Origin of the sequence: Neisseria sp. P0009.S010 (assembly GCF_051958545.1) — a bacterium.
GTDB lineage: Bacteria > Pseudomonadota > Gammaproteobacteria > Burkholderiales > Neisseriaceae > Neisseria > Neisseria subflava_A.
The window spans coordinates 287,203-303,294 of the sequence record NZ_JBQCVH010000001.1 but is presented as its reverse complement, the minus strand read 5'-3'; the positions used below and the strand labels follow the sequence as shown (position 1 = coordinate 303,294).

Here is a 16,092-nt window from a genome sequence, read left to right as displayed (position 1 = left end):
AAACCTCCCTATTTCTCTTGTGCAAACCACGTTCCGATAGGCGCGCCATCTAAAACCTGAAGAATATCGCGCGGATTGGCGCTGTTCATCAACACCATCTGGCCGTGATGTTCAAACATCATCTGCGCGCTCTTAATCTTACTGAGCATGCCGCCCGTACCAAACTTACTGCCCGAGCCGCCGGCAGAAGCAATAATTTCTTCGGTAATATCGGCCACATGGCTGAGCAGCTTGGCATCGGCGTGAACGGCCGGATTTTTATCAAACAAACCGTCGATATCGGACAACATAATCAGCAAATCGGCTTTAACGATTTTCGCCACGACTGCCGACAAACGGTCGTTATCGCCAAATTTGGTCGCATGATCCATCTCGTCCACGCTGACCGCGTCATTCTCATTGACAATAGGGATGACACCGATGGAAAGCAGGGATTCAAAAGCATTGGTAACGTTTGCCAAACTTTCCGGATATTCGACCACATCGCGCGTCAGCAGGATTTGCGATACCGTCATCCGATAATGGGAAAAAATCTGCGAGTAAAGGCTCATCATGGCCACTTGGCCGACGCTGGAAACAGCCTGCTGCTGCGCCATTTCCGCCGGACGTTTTTCCATGTTAAGGACATTCAGCCCAAAGCCCATCGCGCCGGAAGACACCAGCACAATTTCTTTGCCCTTTCCAACCAAGCTGGAAATGACAAAGGCCAGTTGGTCGATTTTTGCCAAATTGATTTTACCGTTTGGCAACACCAAAGAGCTGGTTCCAATCTTAATGACAATGCGTTTTACTGCTTCAAAATCTCGTTTCATTATTCTCCTCTGCTTTCTATTTTTATGATTGCACGCGGCATTATTTCAGCCAAGCCAATCCACATCATAACTGCGAAGCAATAGAAAATACAGACAAAATTAAAAAGTGCCCCCTTCAAAAGCCATATTTTCAGCTTTTACACGAATCCGTTAACAACAAAACAAAAGGCCGTCTGAAACCCTATTTCAGGTTTCAGACGGCCTTTTACCGATTATTGAAACTCTAGTCTGCAAAGATAAATACAGACCGTTCCCTACAATCGCTTATTGATGGTCGGAAATAATTTTCAGCATTTGCGCCAATACTTTAGGATTGGCCGCAACGATGTCGCCGCTTTCCAACCAGCCTTCATCGCCGGACATATCGGTAACGATACCGCCTGCTTCTTGGACAATCAATGCACCGGCGGCAATATCCCAAGGTTTGAGATTAAACTCAAAGAAACCGTCCAAACGGCCGGCCGCAACGGCACACAAATCCAAAGAAGCCGCGCCTTCACGACGGCCGCCGGCGGTTTTTGCCAAGAAGTCTTTCAAAATCGCCAGATACTTGTCCATCATGCTTTGATCGACAACAGGGAAGCCGGTGCCGATCAGGCAGCGGTTCAATTCGATGCGGTTGGAAACGCGGATGCGGCGGTCGTTGAGCAACGCGCCTTTGCCACGGGAAGCCATATATACGTCGTTGCGCTCAGGTGCGTACACCAAAGCTTCTTGCAACACGCCTTTGTGCAGGAGTGCCATAGAGATAGCGTATTGAGGATGGCCGTGGAGGAAGTTGGTTGTGCCGTCGAGCGGATCGATAATCCATTCGTACTCGGCGGTGGCTTTACCGTGGGAGCTGCCTTCTTCGCAAGTGATTTTGTGATGCGGATAGGCTTCTTTGAGCGCTTCTACCAAAATCATTTCAGAGCTGCGGTCAACATCGGAAACGAAGTCGTTGAATGCTTTACTGTCTACTTTGACGGCATCCAGATTGCCGGCGGCGCGAATCATCATTTGCCCTGCTTTACGGGCGGCTTTGAAAGCGGTATTTAAAAACGGATTCATGGTTTTCTTCCTAATTCAGGTAAAATACGCCCTAATGCGCCGAACAAGGCACACAAGAGGCTGTTAATCGTTTCCGATGCTGTTAAAGAACATTTCAGACGGCATGGAAAAAGGCCGTCTGAAAACAAAAAGATGGCGCATTATACCTGATTCCCGTACAAACAGAAAACAAAACATGACTTCCGAAAAACCCGCCCTGCCCGCTTATCTGGACAACATCCGCATCATCCTCACGCGCACCAGCCATCCTTCCAATATCGGCTCCGCCGCGCGCGCCATGAAAACAATGGGCCTGCACAAACTGACCATCGTCGCCCCTAATCTGATGGCAACGCCGATGACGGAAAATCCGCCCGTGTTCGACCCGGATCATCCGCAATCGTTTAAATTACCGGAGGAAAGTTTCATCCTCGCTTCCGGCGCGGCAGACGTTTTGGAAAATGCCACCATTGCCGCTTCTTTGGACGAAGCCCTTGCCGACACCACCATCGCCTGCGCCCTGACCAGCCGCCGCCGCGAAATTACTGCGCCGCTGCAAACCCCGCGCGAGTTAGTACCCGAATTACTGCAGGCCGCCAACCGCGGCGAGAAAGTGGCGCTGGTCTTCGGCAACGAAACGTTCGGTTTGAGCATCGAAGAAGTCCAAGCCTGCAACCGACTGATGACCATCAACGGCAACCCCGACTATTTCTCGCTCAACCTCGCCCAAGCCGTGCAGGTCGTGTGCTACGAAATCTTCAGCCAAACCGATTCGCCCATGACCCATCTTCAACAGGAAGACCACGCCGCGACCCATGAGCAAATCAAAGGCATGGTCGCCCACATGGAAAGCGTGATGAACGACATCGGCTTTTTCAACCGCCGCAACGGCGAACGCCTGATGCGCCGTATGCAGAGCCTGTTCGGCCGCGCCAATACACAAACCGAAGACATCGACATCCTGCGCGGTTTTTTCAATACCGTCAGCCACCGTATCCATAAAAAAGACTGATTAAGGCCGTCTGAAAACATTTACAGCTTTTCAGACGGCATGACTGATATTCGGATAAGCATGAATTACGCCCTAGACGCATTATGGTGGAAACTCACCAGCCAACCCGTCCGCGACCTAGCCTCGCTGCTGACTGCGCCGCCTTTGTGGCAAAGCGGTTGCGAATTGAGCGTGCGCGAACTATTGGGGGAACACGGTTTCCGTTACCTTTTAGCATTGGACGCCGATCCCGCGCCGTTGACGGATTATCTTGACCAACGCGCCCCGTTCGGCCACCGTCTCGGCATTTATGCCGAAGAGTTGCTGGCATTTTGGTTTGCCAACGCGCTGCACGCCAAACTGCACGCATACAATCTGCCCGTTTTTTCAGACGGCCAAACTTTAGGCGCCGCGGATTTTGTCGTTTCCCTCAACCAACAGCCCTACCATATCGAGCTGGCGTGTAAATACTACGGCGGAGACCAAGTGCAAAACCTGCGCGGTCTCAACCCTAAAGACACGCTGACGGACAAGGCCGCCAAATTGGTGCAGCAATCCCAGCTGCTACATACACTGCAAGGCAAAGCAGCCTTAACCGCACAAGGCCTGCCGGAAAATCCGCTCCCTGCTTCCATCGTGCGCGGCATTGGATTTTTTCCACAAGGTTTCCATGCTTTTGAGCCGCCGCTTAATCCATACGGCTGGCGCGGCATCTATATTCAAGATTGGGCGGAATACGGGTTTGAACGCCAAGAAGCGCGTTATCACTTGCTCGACCGCATGGCCTATCTTGCACCTGCGCGTGTCGCCGAAACCGAAACATTAAACGAAACCGAAATCCGCCGTATCGACCAAGGCTTGATTGCCGTTTTGGAATTACGGCCGGACGGCTTTTGGCACGAAATCGAACGCATCATGAAGGCCGTCTGAAACCATTTACTAACTTTAAGAGAACCCATTACATTATGAACGCCGCACAACTCGACCATACCACCAAAGTTTTGGCTGAAATGCTGACTTTCAAACAGCCTTCCGATGCCGTCCTCTCTGCCTATTTCCGCGAACACAAAAAACTCGGCCGCCAAGACCGCCACGAAATCGCCGAAACTGCCTTTGCCGCGCTGCGCCACTATCAAAAAATCAGTACCGCCCTGCGCCGTCCGCACGCGCAGCCGCGCAAAGCCGCTCTCGCCGCGCTGGTTCTTGGCAGAAGTACCAACATCAGCCAAATCAAAGACCTGCTTGATGAAGAAGAAGAAACAGAGTTTCTCGGCAATTTGAAAGCTCGTAAAACCGAGTTTTCAGACGGCCTGAATACCGCCGCAGAATTGCCGCAATGGCTGGTGGAACAGCTTCAACAGCATTGGAGCGAAGAAGAAATCCTCGCTTTCGGCCGCAGCATCAACCAACCTGCCCCGCTCGACATCCGCGTCAATACCTTGAAAGGCAAACGCGATAAAGTGCTGCCATTGTTGCAAGCCGAAAGTGCCGATGCAGAGGCCACGCCTTATTCGCCCTGGGGCATCCGCCTGAAAAACAAAATCGCGCTTAACAAACACGAACTGTTTTTAGACGGCACGTTGGAAGTCCAAGACGAAGGCAGCCAGCTGCTTGCCTTATTGGTGGGCGCAAAACGCGGCGAAATCATTGTCGATTTCTGTGCCGGTGCCGGCGGTAAAACCTTGGCTGTCGGTGCGCAAATGGCCAACAAAGGCAGAATCTACGCCTTCGACATCGCCGAAAAACGCCTTGCCAACCTCAAACCGCGCATGACCCGCGCCGGACTGACCAACATCCACCCCGAACGCATCAGCAGCGAACACGATACCCGCATCGCCCGACTGACAGGCAAAGCCGACCGTGTGTTGGTCGATGCCCCTTGCTCCGGCTTAGGCACGCTGCGTCGTAATCCCGACCTCAAATACCGCCAATCCGCCGAGACCGTGGCCAACCTTTTGGAACAGCAACACAGCATCCTCGATGCCGCCTCCAAATTGGTCAAACCGCAAGGCCGCTTGGTGTACGCCACCTGCAGCGTGTTGCCGGAAGAAAACGAGCTGCAAGTCGAACGTTTCCTGTCCGAACATCCCGAATTTGAACTCGTCAACTGCGCCGAACTTCTGCAAAGCCTAAAGGTCGATTTGGATACCGGAAAATACCTGCGCCTCAACTCCGGAGAACACCAAACCGACGGCTTCTTTTCCGCTGTATTGCAACGTAAGGATTAAGGTTGAAAAAAGGCCGTCTGAAATCCTTTCAGATGGCCTTTTTGATAGATTTTTTACATTAAAATTATTAGATACGATAGTCGCGCTTTGCAATAATATACTTTGAGGCCTGTATCTCGACCTTTCATCAGAATATTGTGAAAAGCTGGAAAAAATGCTTTATGCTTTGTAAATGTATGTGTTCTCGTTCAAAATTCGCCCGGTCATGCCTCAGGCGATACCCGATACAGACAACGATAATATATAAATCATTTGGTTAAAAATCATGTCGCATATTTATTCTTCACCCACAAAGCCCCGTTTATTGTCATCGGCCGTTGCCGTCGCCTGCTGTCTGCTGCCGTTTCAGACGGCCTCTGCATACAGCCTGCAAGACATCCTAAGGGACGCTTTAATCAGCGACCCGATTGTGCGTGAAGCCAAAGCCACTCAAGAAGCAGCGCAAAGCACGACCAAAGCCACGCGTGCACGCCATTATCCTGTCGTTACCCTGACCGGCACGAAAGTGCTGGCGCAACACAATAAATACAACAGCAACAACATGGATGACGGTATCGGCGTGCGCGGCAGCGTAAACATCTACTCATGGGGTGCAATTGAAGCCGCCGTCCGCCGCGACCGCAGCCGCGAAGAATACTATCAACACAAATACACCGAAAGCCAAGAGCAGCTGGGCAGCGATATCGGCCGCCTCTACCTGAGCGCATTGCGTGCAAAAGAAACCCTGATCCTCAACGAACAGACTTTGGCGCGCCATAACGCCCTCATAAAAACCCTGACCACAATCGTCAAACAGGATGCCGGTCGCAACTTTGAACTGATTGAAGCGCGCGCACGCCAACTACAAGTGGCAAACATCATTGCCCAACAACGCCGCACCATGGATTTGGCGCTGAGCCGCCTGTCCCGCTATACCTCACGCCAGCTGACTGCCAACGATTTGGAAGATCCGTTTAAAAACGACACGGCAAAATCCATCAGCGAACGCTACAACAACCCCAACCGCAACAATAATCCGTCCTATCAGGCACAATTAGCCGAACGCGACAGCGTCCGTGCAGATTTGGATGCGTCCAAAGCCGAACGCCTGCCTGCCCTCAATTTGGAAGGCAGTGCAACGCGCAACACCAGACAGCTTTATTTAAACGTTGCATGGAATGTGCTGGATATTGCCGCACGACACAATGTAGAGCGCAATGCCAAATCATTGATTGCCGCAGAGGCCAAGTCCGAACAAATCCTGCGCGACATGAACGAACGCGTTCAAACGTCGGCCATCGATATGCAGGAAAGTGAACAGCGCACCGCATTAACAGCTCAACATATTCTTGCTCAAAAAGATGTTATCAAAGCCTATGAAATGCAATTTAGAGTTGCAAGACGTACGCTGACCGACGTTTTGAGCGCATACAGCGAGTTATCCTCCATCGAACAGGATTACGTTGCCGCCCGCAACGATTTCCGCGATGCAGCGCTCGACTATTTAAATACCCAGGCCAAGATCTCCGCTTGGGTCGGTTTGGCACAAAAATAAAGCCATATCCGCCGGTTAAACCAAAAACATTACGCGAAAAAATATGAAAGCCATCATTGAACACATCGTTTTAGTGACCCGCCTTTTGGGTGCGCCCGTATCCGAAGCCGCTTTGTCCGCCGAAGTCGTGCGCGACAAAAAGCTCAAGGTCAACTATCACTCACTGGTCGAAGTCCTGCGCAGCCACGGCTTTGAAAACACCTTATCCAAGCGCAATCTGGAAGACATCCCCTCGCTCGCCGTGCCGGTCATGATTATCCTGCACAACGAAGAGGCAGCGGTCATCACCCAAATCGAAGGCTCCGGCCAAGAGCGCAAATACCATATCCGCCAAGTAGACGGTTTGGAACAGGAACTCAGCCACGAGCAGCTTTCCGGCCTGTATTTGGGCTACTGCTGGTTTATCAAACCCAAAATGGCGACCGATATGCGCTCGGAGCTGCCTGAATACCATCTGCCCAAAGCATGGTTTTGGAAAGTCATTTGGCGTTTCCGCAGCTACTACTACCAAGTCATTTTGGCCACCATCATTATCAACTTCCTTGCGCTCGTCAGCTCCCTGTATGTGATGAACGTGTACGACCGCGTGATTCCCAATCAGGCCTATGAAACCTTGTGGGTATTGAGCATCGGCGTGGTCTTGGCGATTTTGTTTGAATTTGCCGCCAAGATGATTCGTGGTCATTTGACCGATATTGCCGGCAAAAAAGCCGACTTGATCATCAGCTCCGCCCTGTTCCGCCGCGTGATGGCATTACGTCTGGCAGACCGTCCAGCTTCTTCCGGTTCATACGCCAGCAACCTGCGCGAATTTGAAGCCGTGCGAGAGTTCATGACCAGTGCCAGCTTGTTGACTATTGTCGACTTGCCTTTCCTGTTGCTGTTTATCTTCGTAATTTCCATGGTCGGCGGCAAACTGGCACTCGTTCCCCTAACCATCATTCCGATTGTCGTGATTGTCGGTTTTGTCGTACAACGCCCGCTCTCTCGCCACATCAACGAATCGATGAAAGAAGGTTCGCAACGCTCCGGCCTTGCCGTTGAAGCCATCGAAGGCATCGAAACCCTGAAAACCAACAACGCCACATCTTGGGCGCAACAACGTTGGGACGAATACACCGCCAAAACTTCCGCTTCTTCCATCAAAGTCAAAGACACCAGCAACTTCATGGTCAACTTCGCCGTTGCCATGCAGCAGCTCAATACCGTCTTCTTGGTCGTCGTCGGTACCTATTTGATTCATGCCGACAACCATGCGGAACGTATCACCATGGGTGCATTGATTGCCTCTGTGATTCTGTCCGGCCGCGCCTTGGCGCCGTTGGCACAAATCGCTGGTTTGGCCACCCGCTTCCAACAGGCCAAACTTGCCCTCAAAGGTGTAAACGACATCGTTACCCGCCCTATCGAGCGCAATCCGGAACGCAAATACATTACTTTGGACAACGTACAAGGCAACATTACCTTTGAAAATGTATCGTTCAAATATCAAGCCGACAACAACAGCGCCGTCGAAGATTTGCGCCTGACCATCAAACCGGGTGAAAAAGTCGGTATTTTGGGCCGTATCGGCAGCGGTAAAAGCACCATGCTCAAACTGGCCAGCGGTCTGTACGACACTGAAAAAGGCAACGTTACCCTTGACGGCGTCGATATGCGCCAGCTTGACCCCAACTTCCTGCGCGATCAAGTCCTGCTGTTGAGCCAATCGCCACGCCTGTTCCTCGGCACATTGCGTGAAAATATGGACTTGGCGCGTACCGGCAGCTACTCTACCGACCAAGACTTACTGACTGCGCTCAACCGCTTCGGCCTCGACAAAATCATCCGCAACCATCCACGTGGTTTGGATATGCCTCTGGGTGAAGACGGCTTAGGCTTGTCCGGCGGTCAAAAACAAATCATCGCCCTGGCACGCATGACCTTGCGCAACCCGAAAGTCGTCTTGCTGGACGAGCCGACCACCAGCCTGGACCAGGCTACCGAACGCATGGCGCTCAATGCTATTGCCCAATGGGGTCGCAACCGCACCATGCTTTTGGTGACCCACCGTCCGCAAGTGCTGCAAATCGTCAACCGCATCATTGTGATGGATAATGGTAAAGTCGTGATGGACGGCCCGCGTGACCTCGTATTGCAAAAACTCATGCAAAACGAACAGGCCAAAGCAGCCAACGCCAAACAACAGCAACAAGCTGCTGCTGCCTCTCAATCAGCAGCACGATAAAGCAAAAGGCCGTCTGAAACCTACTTGCCCTTTCAAACAGCCTGCCCTAATGGTTAAAATCCACCAAACACAATAAAGACACACGATTATGAGCCGCGAAAACAACGTCAAATCCAAAGATCTCGACCTTATCAACGACCTCAACGCCGCCCTGCAAAAAGAAAAACACAGTGGCCAGTTTATTGTCATCATCCTGTTTTTTATTCTGATGATTGTCTTCGTTATTTGGGCTTACAACAGCCCTGTCGAAGAAGTTACCCGTGGCAACGGCAATATCATTCCCAGCAGCCGTGAGCAAGTAATCCAAAGCCTGGATCCCGGCATCGTAACCGAAATCATGGTTAAAGAAGGAGATATGGTCGAGAAAGATCAGATTCTGATGAAACTCGACGACACACGCAGCTCCGCCGTTTTGCGCGAAAGCGAAGCCAAAGTCGCAAACCTCGAAGCCACTATTGCCCGCCTTAAAGCTGAAGCCTACGGAACCAAGCTCTCCTTCCCTGACAGCGTGGGTCCCGAGCTTCGCCGTCGCGAAATCGCCGCCTACAAAGCACGCCGCCAAGTCATGGTGGATGCCATCAACGGCCTATCCCAAAGCAAGGCCGCACTTGATCGAGAGATTGCCATTACTGCTCCTCTTGTTTCCGAAGGTTATGTTTCCGAAGTCGAACTTTTAAGAATGCGCCGCGATTCCGCAGACTTGGCCACCCAAATCTCTGAACGCCGCAACCGCTACAAAGCCGATGCCAACAACGAACTCTTGCAAGCCGAATCCGAACTGGCGCAATCCAAAGAAAACGTTGCCATGCGTGCCGACCCGGTTGAACGCTCGCAAATCCGCGCCCCTATGCGCGGCATCGTCAAAGGCATAAAAGTCACCACCATCGGCGGCGTTGTGAACGCAGGCGAAGACATCATGCAAATCGTCCCGGTTGATGACAAACTGCTGGTCGAAGCCTATATCCGTCCGCAAGACATCGCCTTTATCCGCGCAGGCCAACCTGCATTGGTTAAAGTCAGCGCATACGACTACTCCATCTACGGCGGTTTAGAAGGCAAAGTTACCCTCGTCGGCGCCGATACCGTCAGCAACTCTATGCAAAACCGTGCCAACGACTTAAAACTTGACCCGAACCAAGTTTATTACCGCGTTCTCGTCCAAACCGAAAACAACTCCCTGAAAGACAAAAACGGCAAACCGATGCCGATTATTCCGGGTATGGTTGCAACGGTAGACATCAAAACCGGTGAAAAAACCATCTTCCAATACCTGATCAAACCGATTACGCGTATGAAACAAGCGTTGAGCGAACGCTAATCGATAAACTGATAAAAGGCCGTCTGAAAGTTTTCAGACGGCCTTTGGTTTATGTTTTCACTATGCCTGTTTATCCGACAGGCAAATTACTTCTCCTTAAACGTCGCTCCGACAAACGTCCTTTTCGGATTGCCGCGCTCAACTTGATAGAGTTGCGTGTGCTGCTCCTGCGCAAAATTTCCTGCCTGTCCGGCATGATGCTCTGCCAGCTTTTGCGCCAATAACATTACCGCCAATTTTTTATTGGCATGCTGGCTGCGTTCGCTCTCGACCCACACGGAAATGCCGCTTTCTTTATGGGTAGCGCGGACGGCGCTTTCGATTTTATTGACGTGTTGCCCGCCTTTACCGCCCGAACGGCAGGTTTGAAACTCGATTCCGTTTTCAGACGGCATTTCATACGTCTGCGGCATATCGGGCAAACGAAAAACGCCTATATACCAATTTTTGCGCGGATGTTTCGGGCGGACGGGGCTGGGGCATATCCATTGGAGCGTCCCCTGCCAAGTTTGCGCCAAACTTTCGGCTTTTTGCCCTGCCAATTTGAGCGTCGCCGACAAAATGCCGTACTTATCGGCGGTTTCGTTAACGAGTTCGGCATCAATGCCTTTTGATTGGGCTTCGGCAAGCAGCTTGCCCAAGACGAAACGGGCAAATATTCGGCACTCTGCCGGCCCTTGCGCGGTGGAAATTTGCAGATGAACCGCTGGTGTATTCTGTTTCATCTTTACGCTCCACACTCGCCGCCGGTTTTATAAGTCAAAACAGGTTTAAACCGCGCGACCAATTCAATCAAACCTGCGTTTTTCATGGCGGCAATAACGCTGTCGATGCTTTTATAAGCCTGCGGCGCTTCTTCAAAAATCAAGGCCTTATCCTGACAAACGACTACGCTGCCGAATTCGGTCTGGCGCAGGCTGTCGGCAGTGTATTTGTGCGACAACCTGCCTTTGCATTCGCCGCGCTGCCATTTCCGACCTGCGCCGTGAGCCAAGGTATTCAACGAAATTTGACAATCTTCGGCAGGTTGGACCAGATAGCTGTAATCGCCGCGCGAGCCGGGTATCATGACCAAGCCTTTATCGGTGGGCGTTGCGCCTTTTCGGTGCAGCCAACCGATTGTGCCGTCAATCTCGGTTTGTTCCAAAAAATTATGGTGGACATCGAGCAGGCATGTTCCTTCTGCGCGCCAACGGTCAAGCATTCTGGCCACAATCAAACGGCGGTTAAGGCTGGCAAATTCAAGGGCTGTTTGGTGTTCGGCAAGATAGGCCGCCGCCGCTTCGCCCTCTTCCGCCAAACCTTGATGCCCGAAGGCGGCAATATGGTATTGCAAAATCTGCTGGCCCAATCCGCGCGAACCGCTATGCACCAACAGTTGCAGATGGTTTTCATCAAAATCGGGCGGAAGCAAATCGGTGCGATAAACGGTGTCAACGGTTTGCAACTCGGCAAAATGGTTGCCGCCGCCAATCGTACCTACAGCAAGGCCGTCTGAAAATTGGTGCATATCGACAGCGTCACCTAATAAATCGACCTGTTCGTCTTTATCTAGCGGCGTATCGATATTGCCAAGCTGTTTGGCGAGTTTGGCAGGTTTGAGTTTGGCCGCGCGTAAATCGGTCTGCCAAAACGCCATGCCGCAACCGATGTCGTTTCCAATCAGGGCAGGATAAAAATGACGGTCGCTGAAAAATGCCGCGTCAACCGGATAACCGCGCCCAGCGTGTAAATCCGGCATTCCGGCAACGCGCAACATATGCGGTAATCGGGCGGTGGTTTCGAGCTGTGCGACAGCGTTGCCTTCAATCCATGTATTTGAATCGGCAATAATTTGAATATGATGGGGATAATTGCCCATGTGTTTATGCTTTCTTTAAAACGGATAGAAATCGTCAGCAGATGACAATAAATAGCCACCGTCTGAGAAATGTTCAGACGGCCTGGTTTCTAGCCGATAATCGTAAGGAAAGCAGCCCGAAACGGGCGACATGGAATGCGAAAAGCGTTATCCGAAAGTCAGACCGACGCTTGAGCTGCAAAGAATGTGATTGAGCGGATTGAAATATTGCGTGTCATGGCTTGCTCCTTTCTTTGCATGAAAATATTAAAAACGTTCGGATTATAGAGGGTTTATTTCCAATTATGCAAACTTACTGACATCAATCTGCCAATAATGTTGCATAAATAGCAAATATTGAGAACATAATTTAGGCCGTCTGAAAACTTTTCAGACGGCCTTTGATACCCAATAATCCTTACAAAACAACGGTCGGATAAGAGCCGACAACTTTCACGAAGGAAGCGCGTTCGCCCAAAAGCTGCAAGGCTTTTTGGACATTTTCATCGCTTTGATGGCCTTCGATGTCGATGAAGAACAGGTATTCCCACAAAACCGATTTGCTTGGGCGGCTTTCAAATTTGGTCATGGAAATGCCTAACTCGGTGAAAGGTTGCAGCAAAGCAGTAACGGCACCGGCACGGTTGGGCGCGGAGACGACCAAAGAAGTTTTGTCGTTGCCGCTGCGGCCTGTGTCTTGATGGCCCATCACCAAGAAGCGCGTGGTGTTGTTCGGCTCGTCTTCGATACACTCAGCGGCAAAGCTCAACTGATAAATTTCCGCCGCGATACGTCCGGCAATGGCGGCCACATTCGGGCTGTCAGATTCGGTAACCAAACGCGCCGCTTCGGCATTGCTGGCTACGGCGATACGCTCGGCATTGGGCAGGTTGCGGCCGAGCCAGTCGTTGCATTGCGCCAAGGCTTGGGCATGGGCAAAAACTTTGGTAATGCCGCCGATTTCGTGGTTGTCTTTACGCAGCAGGTTGTGATGAATGCGGACAACCACTTCGCCGCAGGCTTTCAACGCGGTTACAGCCAGCAAGTCCAAAGTACGGCCCACCGAGCCTTCGGTCGAGTTTTCCACCGGCGCCACCAAATAATCGGCTTGGCGCGTTTCGACTTGTTTGAAGCAGTTGTCGATGGTGGTACACGCCATGGTGTGTGCGGCGTGGCCGAAATGTTTGATGGCGGCTTGCTGGGTAAATGTCCCCTTCGGGCCCAAATAGGCAATCGTCAGCGGACGCTCTACCGCCAAACATTCGCTCATAATCTCGCGAAACAGCCGGGTAACCGATTCATCCGGCAAGGGGCCGCGGTTCAAATCCTGAATCCGGCGTAAAACGGCCACTTCCCGTTCAGGACGGTACACCGCGCCTGTCCCTTTCAATTCGCCGATAGCATGCGCATGACCGGCGCGCTCGTTGAGCAAACGGAGGATTTCCGCATCAATGCTGTCGATGGCATTGCGGTGCGGCAATAATTGTTCGTCTATGGATAAAGGCATAAGCTGTCTCGCAATTTTGTGAGGGATATTTTCATTTTAACATTAAAGGCCGTCTGAATTCCGTTTTCAGACGGCCTCAACACTATCTTTATCTAACTTTATCGTCTATCAGGTTTGCAAACGCCGCCAATTCCATCATAATTAAGCCTTTTGAACGACAAGGCCTATTCCATGCACTCAAACGGACTGTACACCCGTTTTCTGCCCGATGAAGAAGCAACCCTGCAACTGGGTGAAGAATGGAGCAAGCAGCTTTCCGCTCCGCTGACCATCTATCTTGAAGGCGGGCTGGGTGCAGGCAAAACCACGCTGACACGCGGGATTTTGCGCGGACTGGGACATACGGGCGCAGTCAAAAGCCCGACTTACACCATTGTCGAATCTTATCCGCTGGATGCATTCACCCTCCACCATTTCGACCTCTACCGCTTTACCATGCCCGAGGAATGGGAAGATGCCGGTTTGGACGAATTGTTTGCGCCCGACAGCATCTGCCTCATCGAATGGCCGCAGCAAGGTGGGGAATTCACGCCTCCGGCAGACATTACCATTACATTGACGTACACCGATAAGGGCAGAACCTGCACCTTTTCCGCCCACACAAACCAAGGCCGAAAAAGTTTAGAATCATGGTCAAATTAACTAGAAGACACATTCTCCGTCAAGGCACAGGACTATTTCTCACCCTCACGCCCGTTGGTGCCGCATTGGCCAAACCGGCCTCTCCTGCGCAATTCCTTGCCGTCCGCATTTGGCCGGCGAACGCCTACACACGCGTTACCCTTGAGAGCAACCATTCGATGAAATACCAACATTTTATGTTGGACAACCCCAGCCGGTTGGTTGTAGATATTCAAGGAGCGGAAATCAACAGCGTCCTGCAAGGCATTTCCAGCAAAGTGCTGTCTAACGACCCTTTTATCCGCAGCATTCGTGCTGGTCAAAATACGCCCAATACCGTGCGTATCGTCATCGACCTCAAACAAAGCTCCCATCCGCAAGTCTTTGCGCTCGCCCCCGTCGGCAACTTCAGAAACCGCTTGGTTATCGACCTCTATCCGCACGGCGCAGATGCCAACGACCCGATGATGGCCTTGCTCAACGGCAATGTCCCCAAACAACGTCCGAATACCAATATCGCATACGACACCCCTGCCCCTAAAAACAATCGCGGCAGCGGCGGCAACCGCCGTCCCGTGATTATGATTGACCCCGGTCACGGTGGCGAAGACCCCGGCGCAATCGGCCCGAGCGGCCTCAAAGAAAAAAACGTTGTACTCTCCATTGCACGCGAAACCAAAAAACGCCTCGAAGCCTTGGGTTACAACGTATTCATGACGCGCAACGAAGACATCTTTATCCCATTGGGCGTACGCGTTGCCAAAGGCCGTGCACGCAATGCCGACGTATTCGTGTCCATCCACGCCGATGCCTTTACCAGCCCGTCCGCTCGCGGTACCGGCGTATATATGCTCAATACCAAAGGAGCGACCAGCTCGGCGGCAAAATTCCTTGCCCAAACCCAAAACAACGCCGACGCCATCGGCGGCGTACAAACCAGCGGCAACCCCAATGTCGACAACACGATTTTGGACATGACCCAAACCGCGACCCTGCGTGACAGCCGCAAACTCGGCCATTCCGTCTTGACCGAATTGGGCAAACTCAACCAATTACACAAAGGCCGCGTTGACGAAGCCAACTTCGCTGTCCTCCGCGCGCCGGATGTTCCGTCCATTTTGGTGGAAACCGCCTTCCTCTCCAACCCTACCGAAGAGCGGCTACTCGGCAGCGAATCCTTCCGCCAACAATGCGCCCAAGCCATTGCCACCGGTATTCAAAAATACATCAATACCGCCGTTTTACGACGCGGATAATGGCTTGATGAAACAAAGGCCGTCTGAAAATTTTTCAGACGGCCTTATCTTTTCAAGCAATCTATTTAACCGCACTTCCCTACCGCAGCCGGATAGACGGACACCTTCGTCTGCGTCAATGCAAATAAGTTTTCCAACTGGATTTGCGCCTGACGGTTGGCATGCTCCAAAATCTCAGCCTTACACGCGCTTTGCAATACCTGCCTTTTCGCTTCTTCCTGCACCGTCTTAAATACCGACTTATCCATAGGCAGCAAATTAAACGAGCCGGTCTGAATATCGTACACTTCGATATTTTCCAAATCCACGCTCAAAATTTCCACCGCCGGCAGGCTGATTAAGACCTTGTCGTCCACAATATTGACATTGTCCGCGCCTAACTTGTCCAAATCCAAACCGGCCAACACCTTACCGCGCACAATAAAAATACCGCTTTGAGAATCCTGCCAAAGCCTGCGCCAATCCCCTTTTTTCTCCGTACGGATAATCGTATCGATATAAAATGCCGTACTTTCCAAGCGGTTCATCTGCTTAATCTGCATCAAAACCCCCTCACGGGACAAAACCTGATGTTCTTCGTTCTGACCATGCAGGGCATAAAACCAGCCGCCTGCAGCCGTCAGCGCACACAACACCAGCACGACCAATCCGCGCCCAAGCATTTTCATTTCAAACATCCCCCGTTAAAATAATCATCAAAACATTCCCCATATTCTCCCAAAACCGTCA

Annotated in this window: 14 protein-coding genes; 8 read left to right on the top strand and 6 right to left on the bottom strand. The window is 51.7% G+C overall.

Annotated features, from left to right (window positions below):
- Positions 1-8: 8 nt before the first annotated feature.
- Positions 9-812, bottom strand: a complete 804-nt coding sequence (gene proB, locus ACTHSN_RS01365; protein WP_222570419.1) for a glutamate 5-kinase — start codon at positions 810-812, stop codon at positions 9-11.
- Between the two features lie 264 nt (positions 813-1,076).
- Positions 1,077-1,862 (bottom strand): inositol monophosphatase family protein, encoded by a 786-nt coding sequence (locus ACTHSN_RS01360; protein WP_188211280.1) that lies wholly within the window; start codon positions 1,860-1,862, stop codon positions 1,077-1,079.
- Between the two features lie 175 nt (positions 1,863-2,037).
- On the opposite strand from ACTHSN_RS01360, the gene ACTHSN_RS01355 reads away from it, so the two are divergent.
- The 6 genes from ACTHSN_RS01355 (at position 2,038) to ACTHSN_RS01330 (ending at position 10,139) form a co-directional block, all read left to right on the top strand.
- On the top strand, positions 2,038-2,853 hold the full coding sequence (locus ACTHSN_RS01355; RefSeq protein ID WP_188211279.1) for an RNA methyltransferase: 816 nt from the start codon (positions 2,038-2,040) through the stop codon (positions 2,851-2,853).
- A 39-nt stretch (positions 2,854-2,892) separates the two neighbouring features.
- On the top strand, positions 2,893-3,762 hold the full coding sequence (locus tag ACTHSN_RS01350) for a DUF1853 family protein (RefSeq protein WP_440365020.1): 870 nt from the start codon (positions 2,893-2,895) through the stop codon (positions 3,760-3,762).
- A 35-nt stretch (positions 3,763-3,797) separates the two neighbouring features.
- Positions 3,798-5,060 (top strand): RsmB/NOP family class I SAM-dependent RNA methyltransferase, encoded by a 1,263-nt coding sequence (locus ACTHSN_RS01345; RefSeq protein WP_107810294.1) that lies wholly within the window; start codon positions 3,798-3,800, stop codon positions 5,058-5,060.
- A 304-nt stretch (positions 5,061-5,364) separates the two neighbouring features.
- Positions 5,365-6,594 carry a TolC family protein gene (locus ACTHSN_RS01340; RefSeq protein WP_440365019.1) on the top strand — a complete coding sequence of 410 codons (1,230 nt, stop codon included), beginning with the start codon at positions 5,365-5,367 and terminating at the stop codon, positions 6,592-6,594.
- A 43-nt stretch (positions 6,595-6,637) separates the two neighbouring features.
- The gene (locus ACTHSN_RS01335; protein WP_070461465.1) at positions 6,638-8,821 is read left to right on the top strand and encodes a type I secretion system permease/ATPase; all 2,184 of its coding nucleotides are present in this window, start codon (positions 6,638-6,640) and stop codon (positions 8,819-8,821) included.
- Between the two features lie 88 nt (positions 8,822-8,909).
- Positions 8,910-10,139: an HlyD family type I secretion periplasmic adaptor subunit gene (locus ACTHSN_RS01330; RefSeq protein WP_070461464.1), complete on the top strand. Its 1,230-nt coding sequence runs from the start codon at positions 8,910-8,912 to the stop codon at positions 10,137-10,139.
- Between the two features lie 86 nt (positions 10,140-10,225).
- Here ACTHSN_RS01330 and prfH read toward each other — a convergent pair whose 3' ends face one another.
- From prfH to pheA, 3 genes are all read right to left on the bottom strand, one after another.
- Positions 10,226-10,864: a peptide chain release factor H gene (gene prfH / locus ACTHSN_RS01325; protein ID WP_070461463.1), complete on the bottom strand. Its 639-nt coding sequence runs from the start codon at positions 10,862-10,864 to the stop codon at positions 10,226-10,228.
- Positions 10,865-10,866: 2 nt separating this feature from the next.
- Positions 10,867-12,000 (bottom strand): RNA ligase RtcB family protein, encoded by a 1,134-nt coding sequence (locus tag ACTHSN_RS01320; protein ID WP_440365018.1) that lies wholly within the window; start codon positions 11,998-12,000, stop codon positions 10,867-10,869.
- Between the two features lie 397 nt (positions 12,001-12,397).
- On the bottom strand, positions 12,398-13,486 hold the full coding sequence (gene pheA / locus ACTHSN_RS01315; RefSeq protein ID WP_070461461.1) for a prephenate dehydratase: 1,089 nt from the start codon (positions 13,484-13,486) through the stop codon (positions 12,398-12,400).
- 171 nt (positions 13,487-13,657) lie between these two features.
- Between pheA and tsaE the strand changes: the two genes are divergently transcribed.
- Positions 13,658-14,128, top strand: coding sequence for a tRNA (adenosine(37)-N6)-threonylcarbamoyltransferase complex ATPase subunit type 1 TsaE (gene tsaE, locus ACTHSN_RS01310; protein ID WP_063068225.1), 471 nt, complete (start codon positions 13,658-13,660; stop codon positions 14,126-14,128).
- Positions 14,116-15,363, top strand: a complete 1,248-nt coding sequence (locus tag ACTHSN_RS01305) for an N-acetylmuramoyl-L-alanine amidase (RefSeq protein ID WP_070461460.1) — start codon at positions 14,116-14,118, stop codon at positions 15,361-15,363. Before tsaE ends, ACTHSN_RS01305 begins: the two co-directional genes overlap by 13 nt.
- Before the next feature lie 65 nt (positions 15,364-15,428).
- On the opposite strand, the gene ACTHSN_RS01300 is transcribed toward ACTHSN_RS01305, so the two are convergent.
- Positions 15,429-16,040, bottom strand: coding sequence for a DUF4230 domain-containing protein (locus tag ACTHSN_RS01300; protein WP_083290066.1), 612 nt, complete (start codon positions 16,038-16,040; stop codon positions 15,429-15,431).
- Between the last annotated feature and the right edge of the window lie 52 nt (positions 16,041-16,092).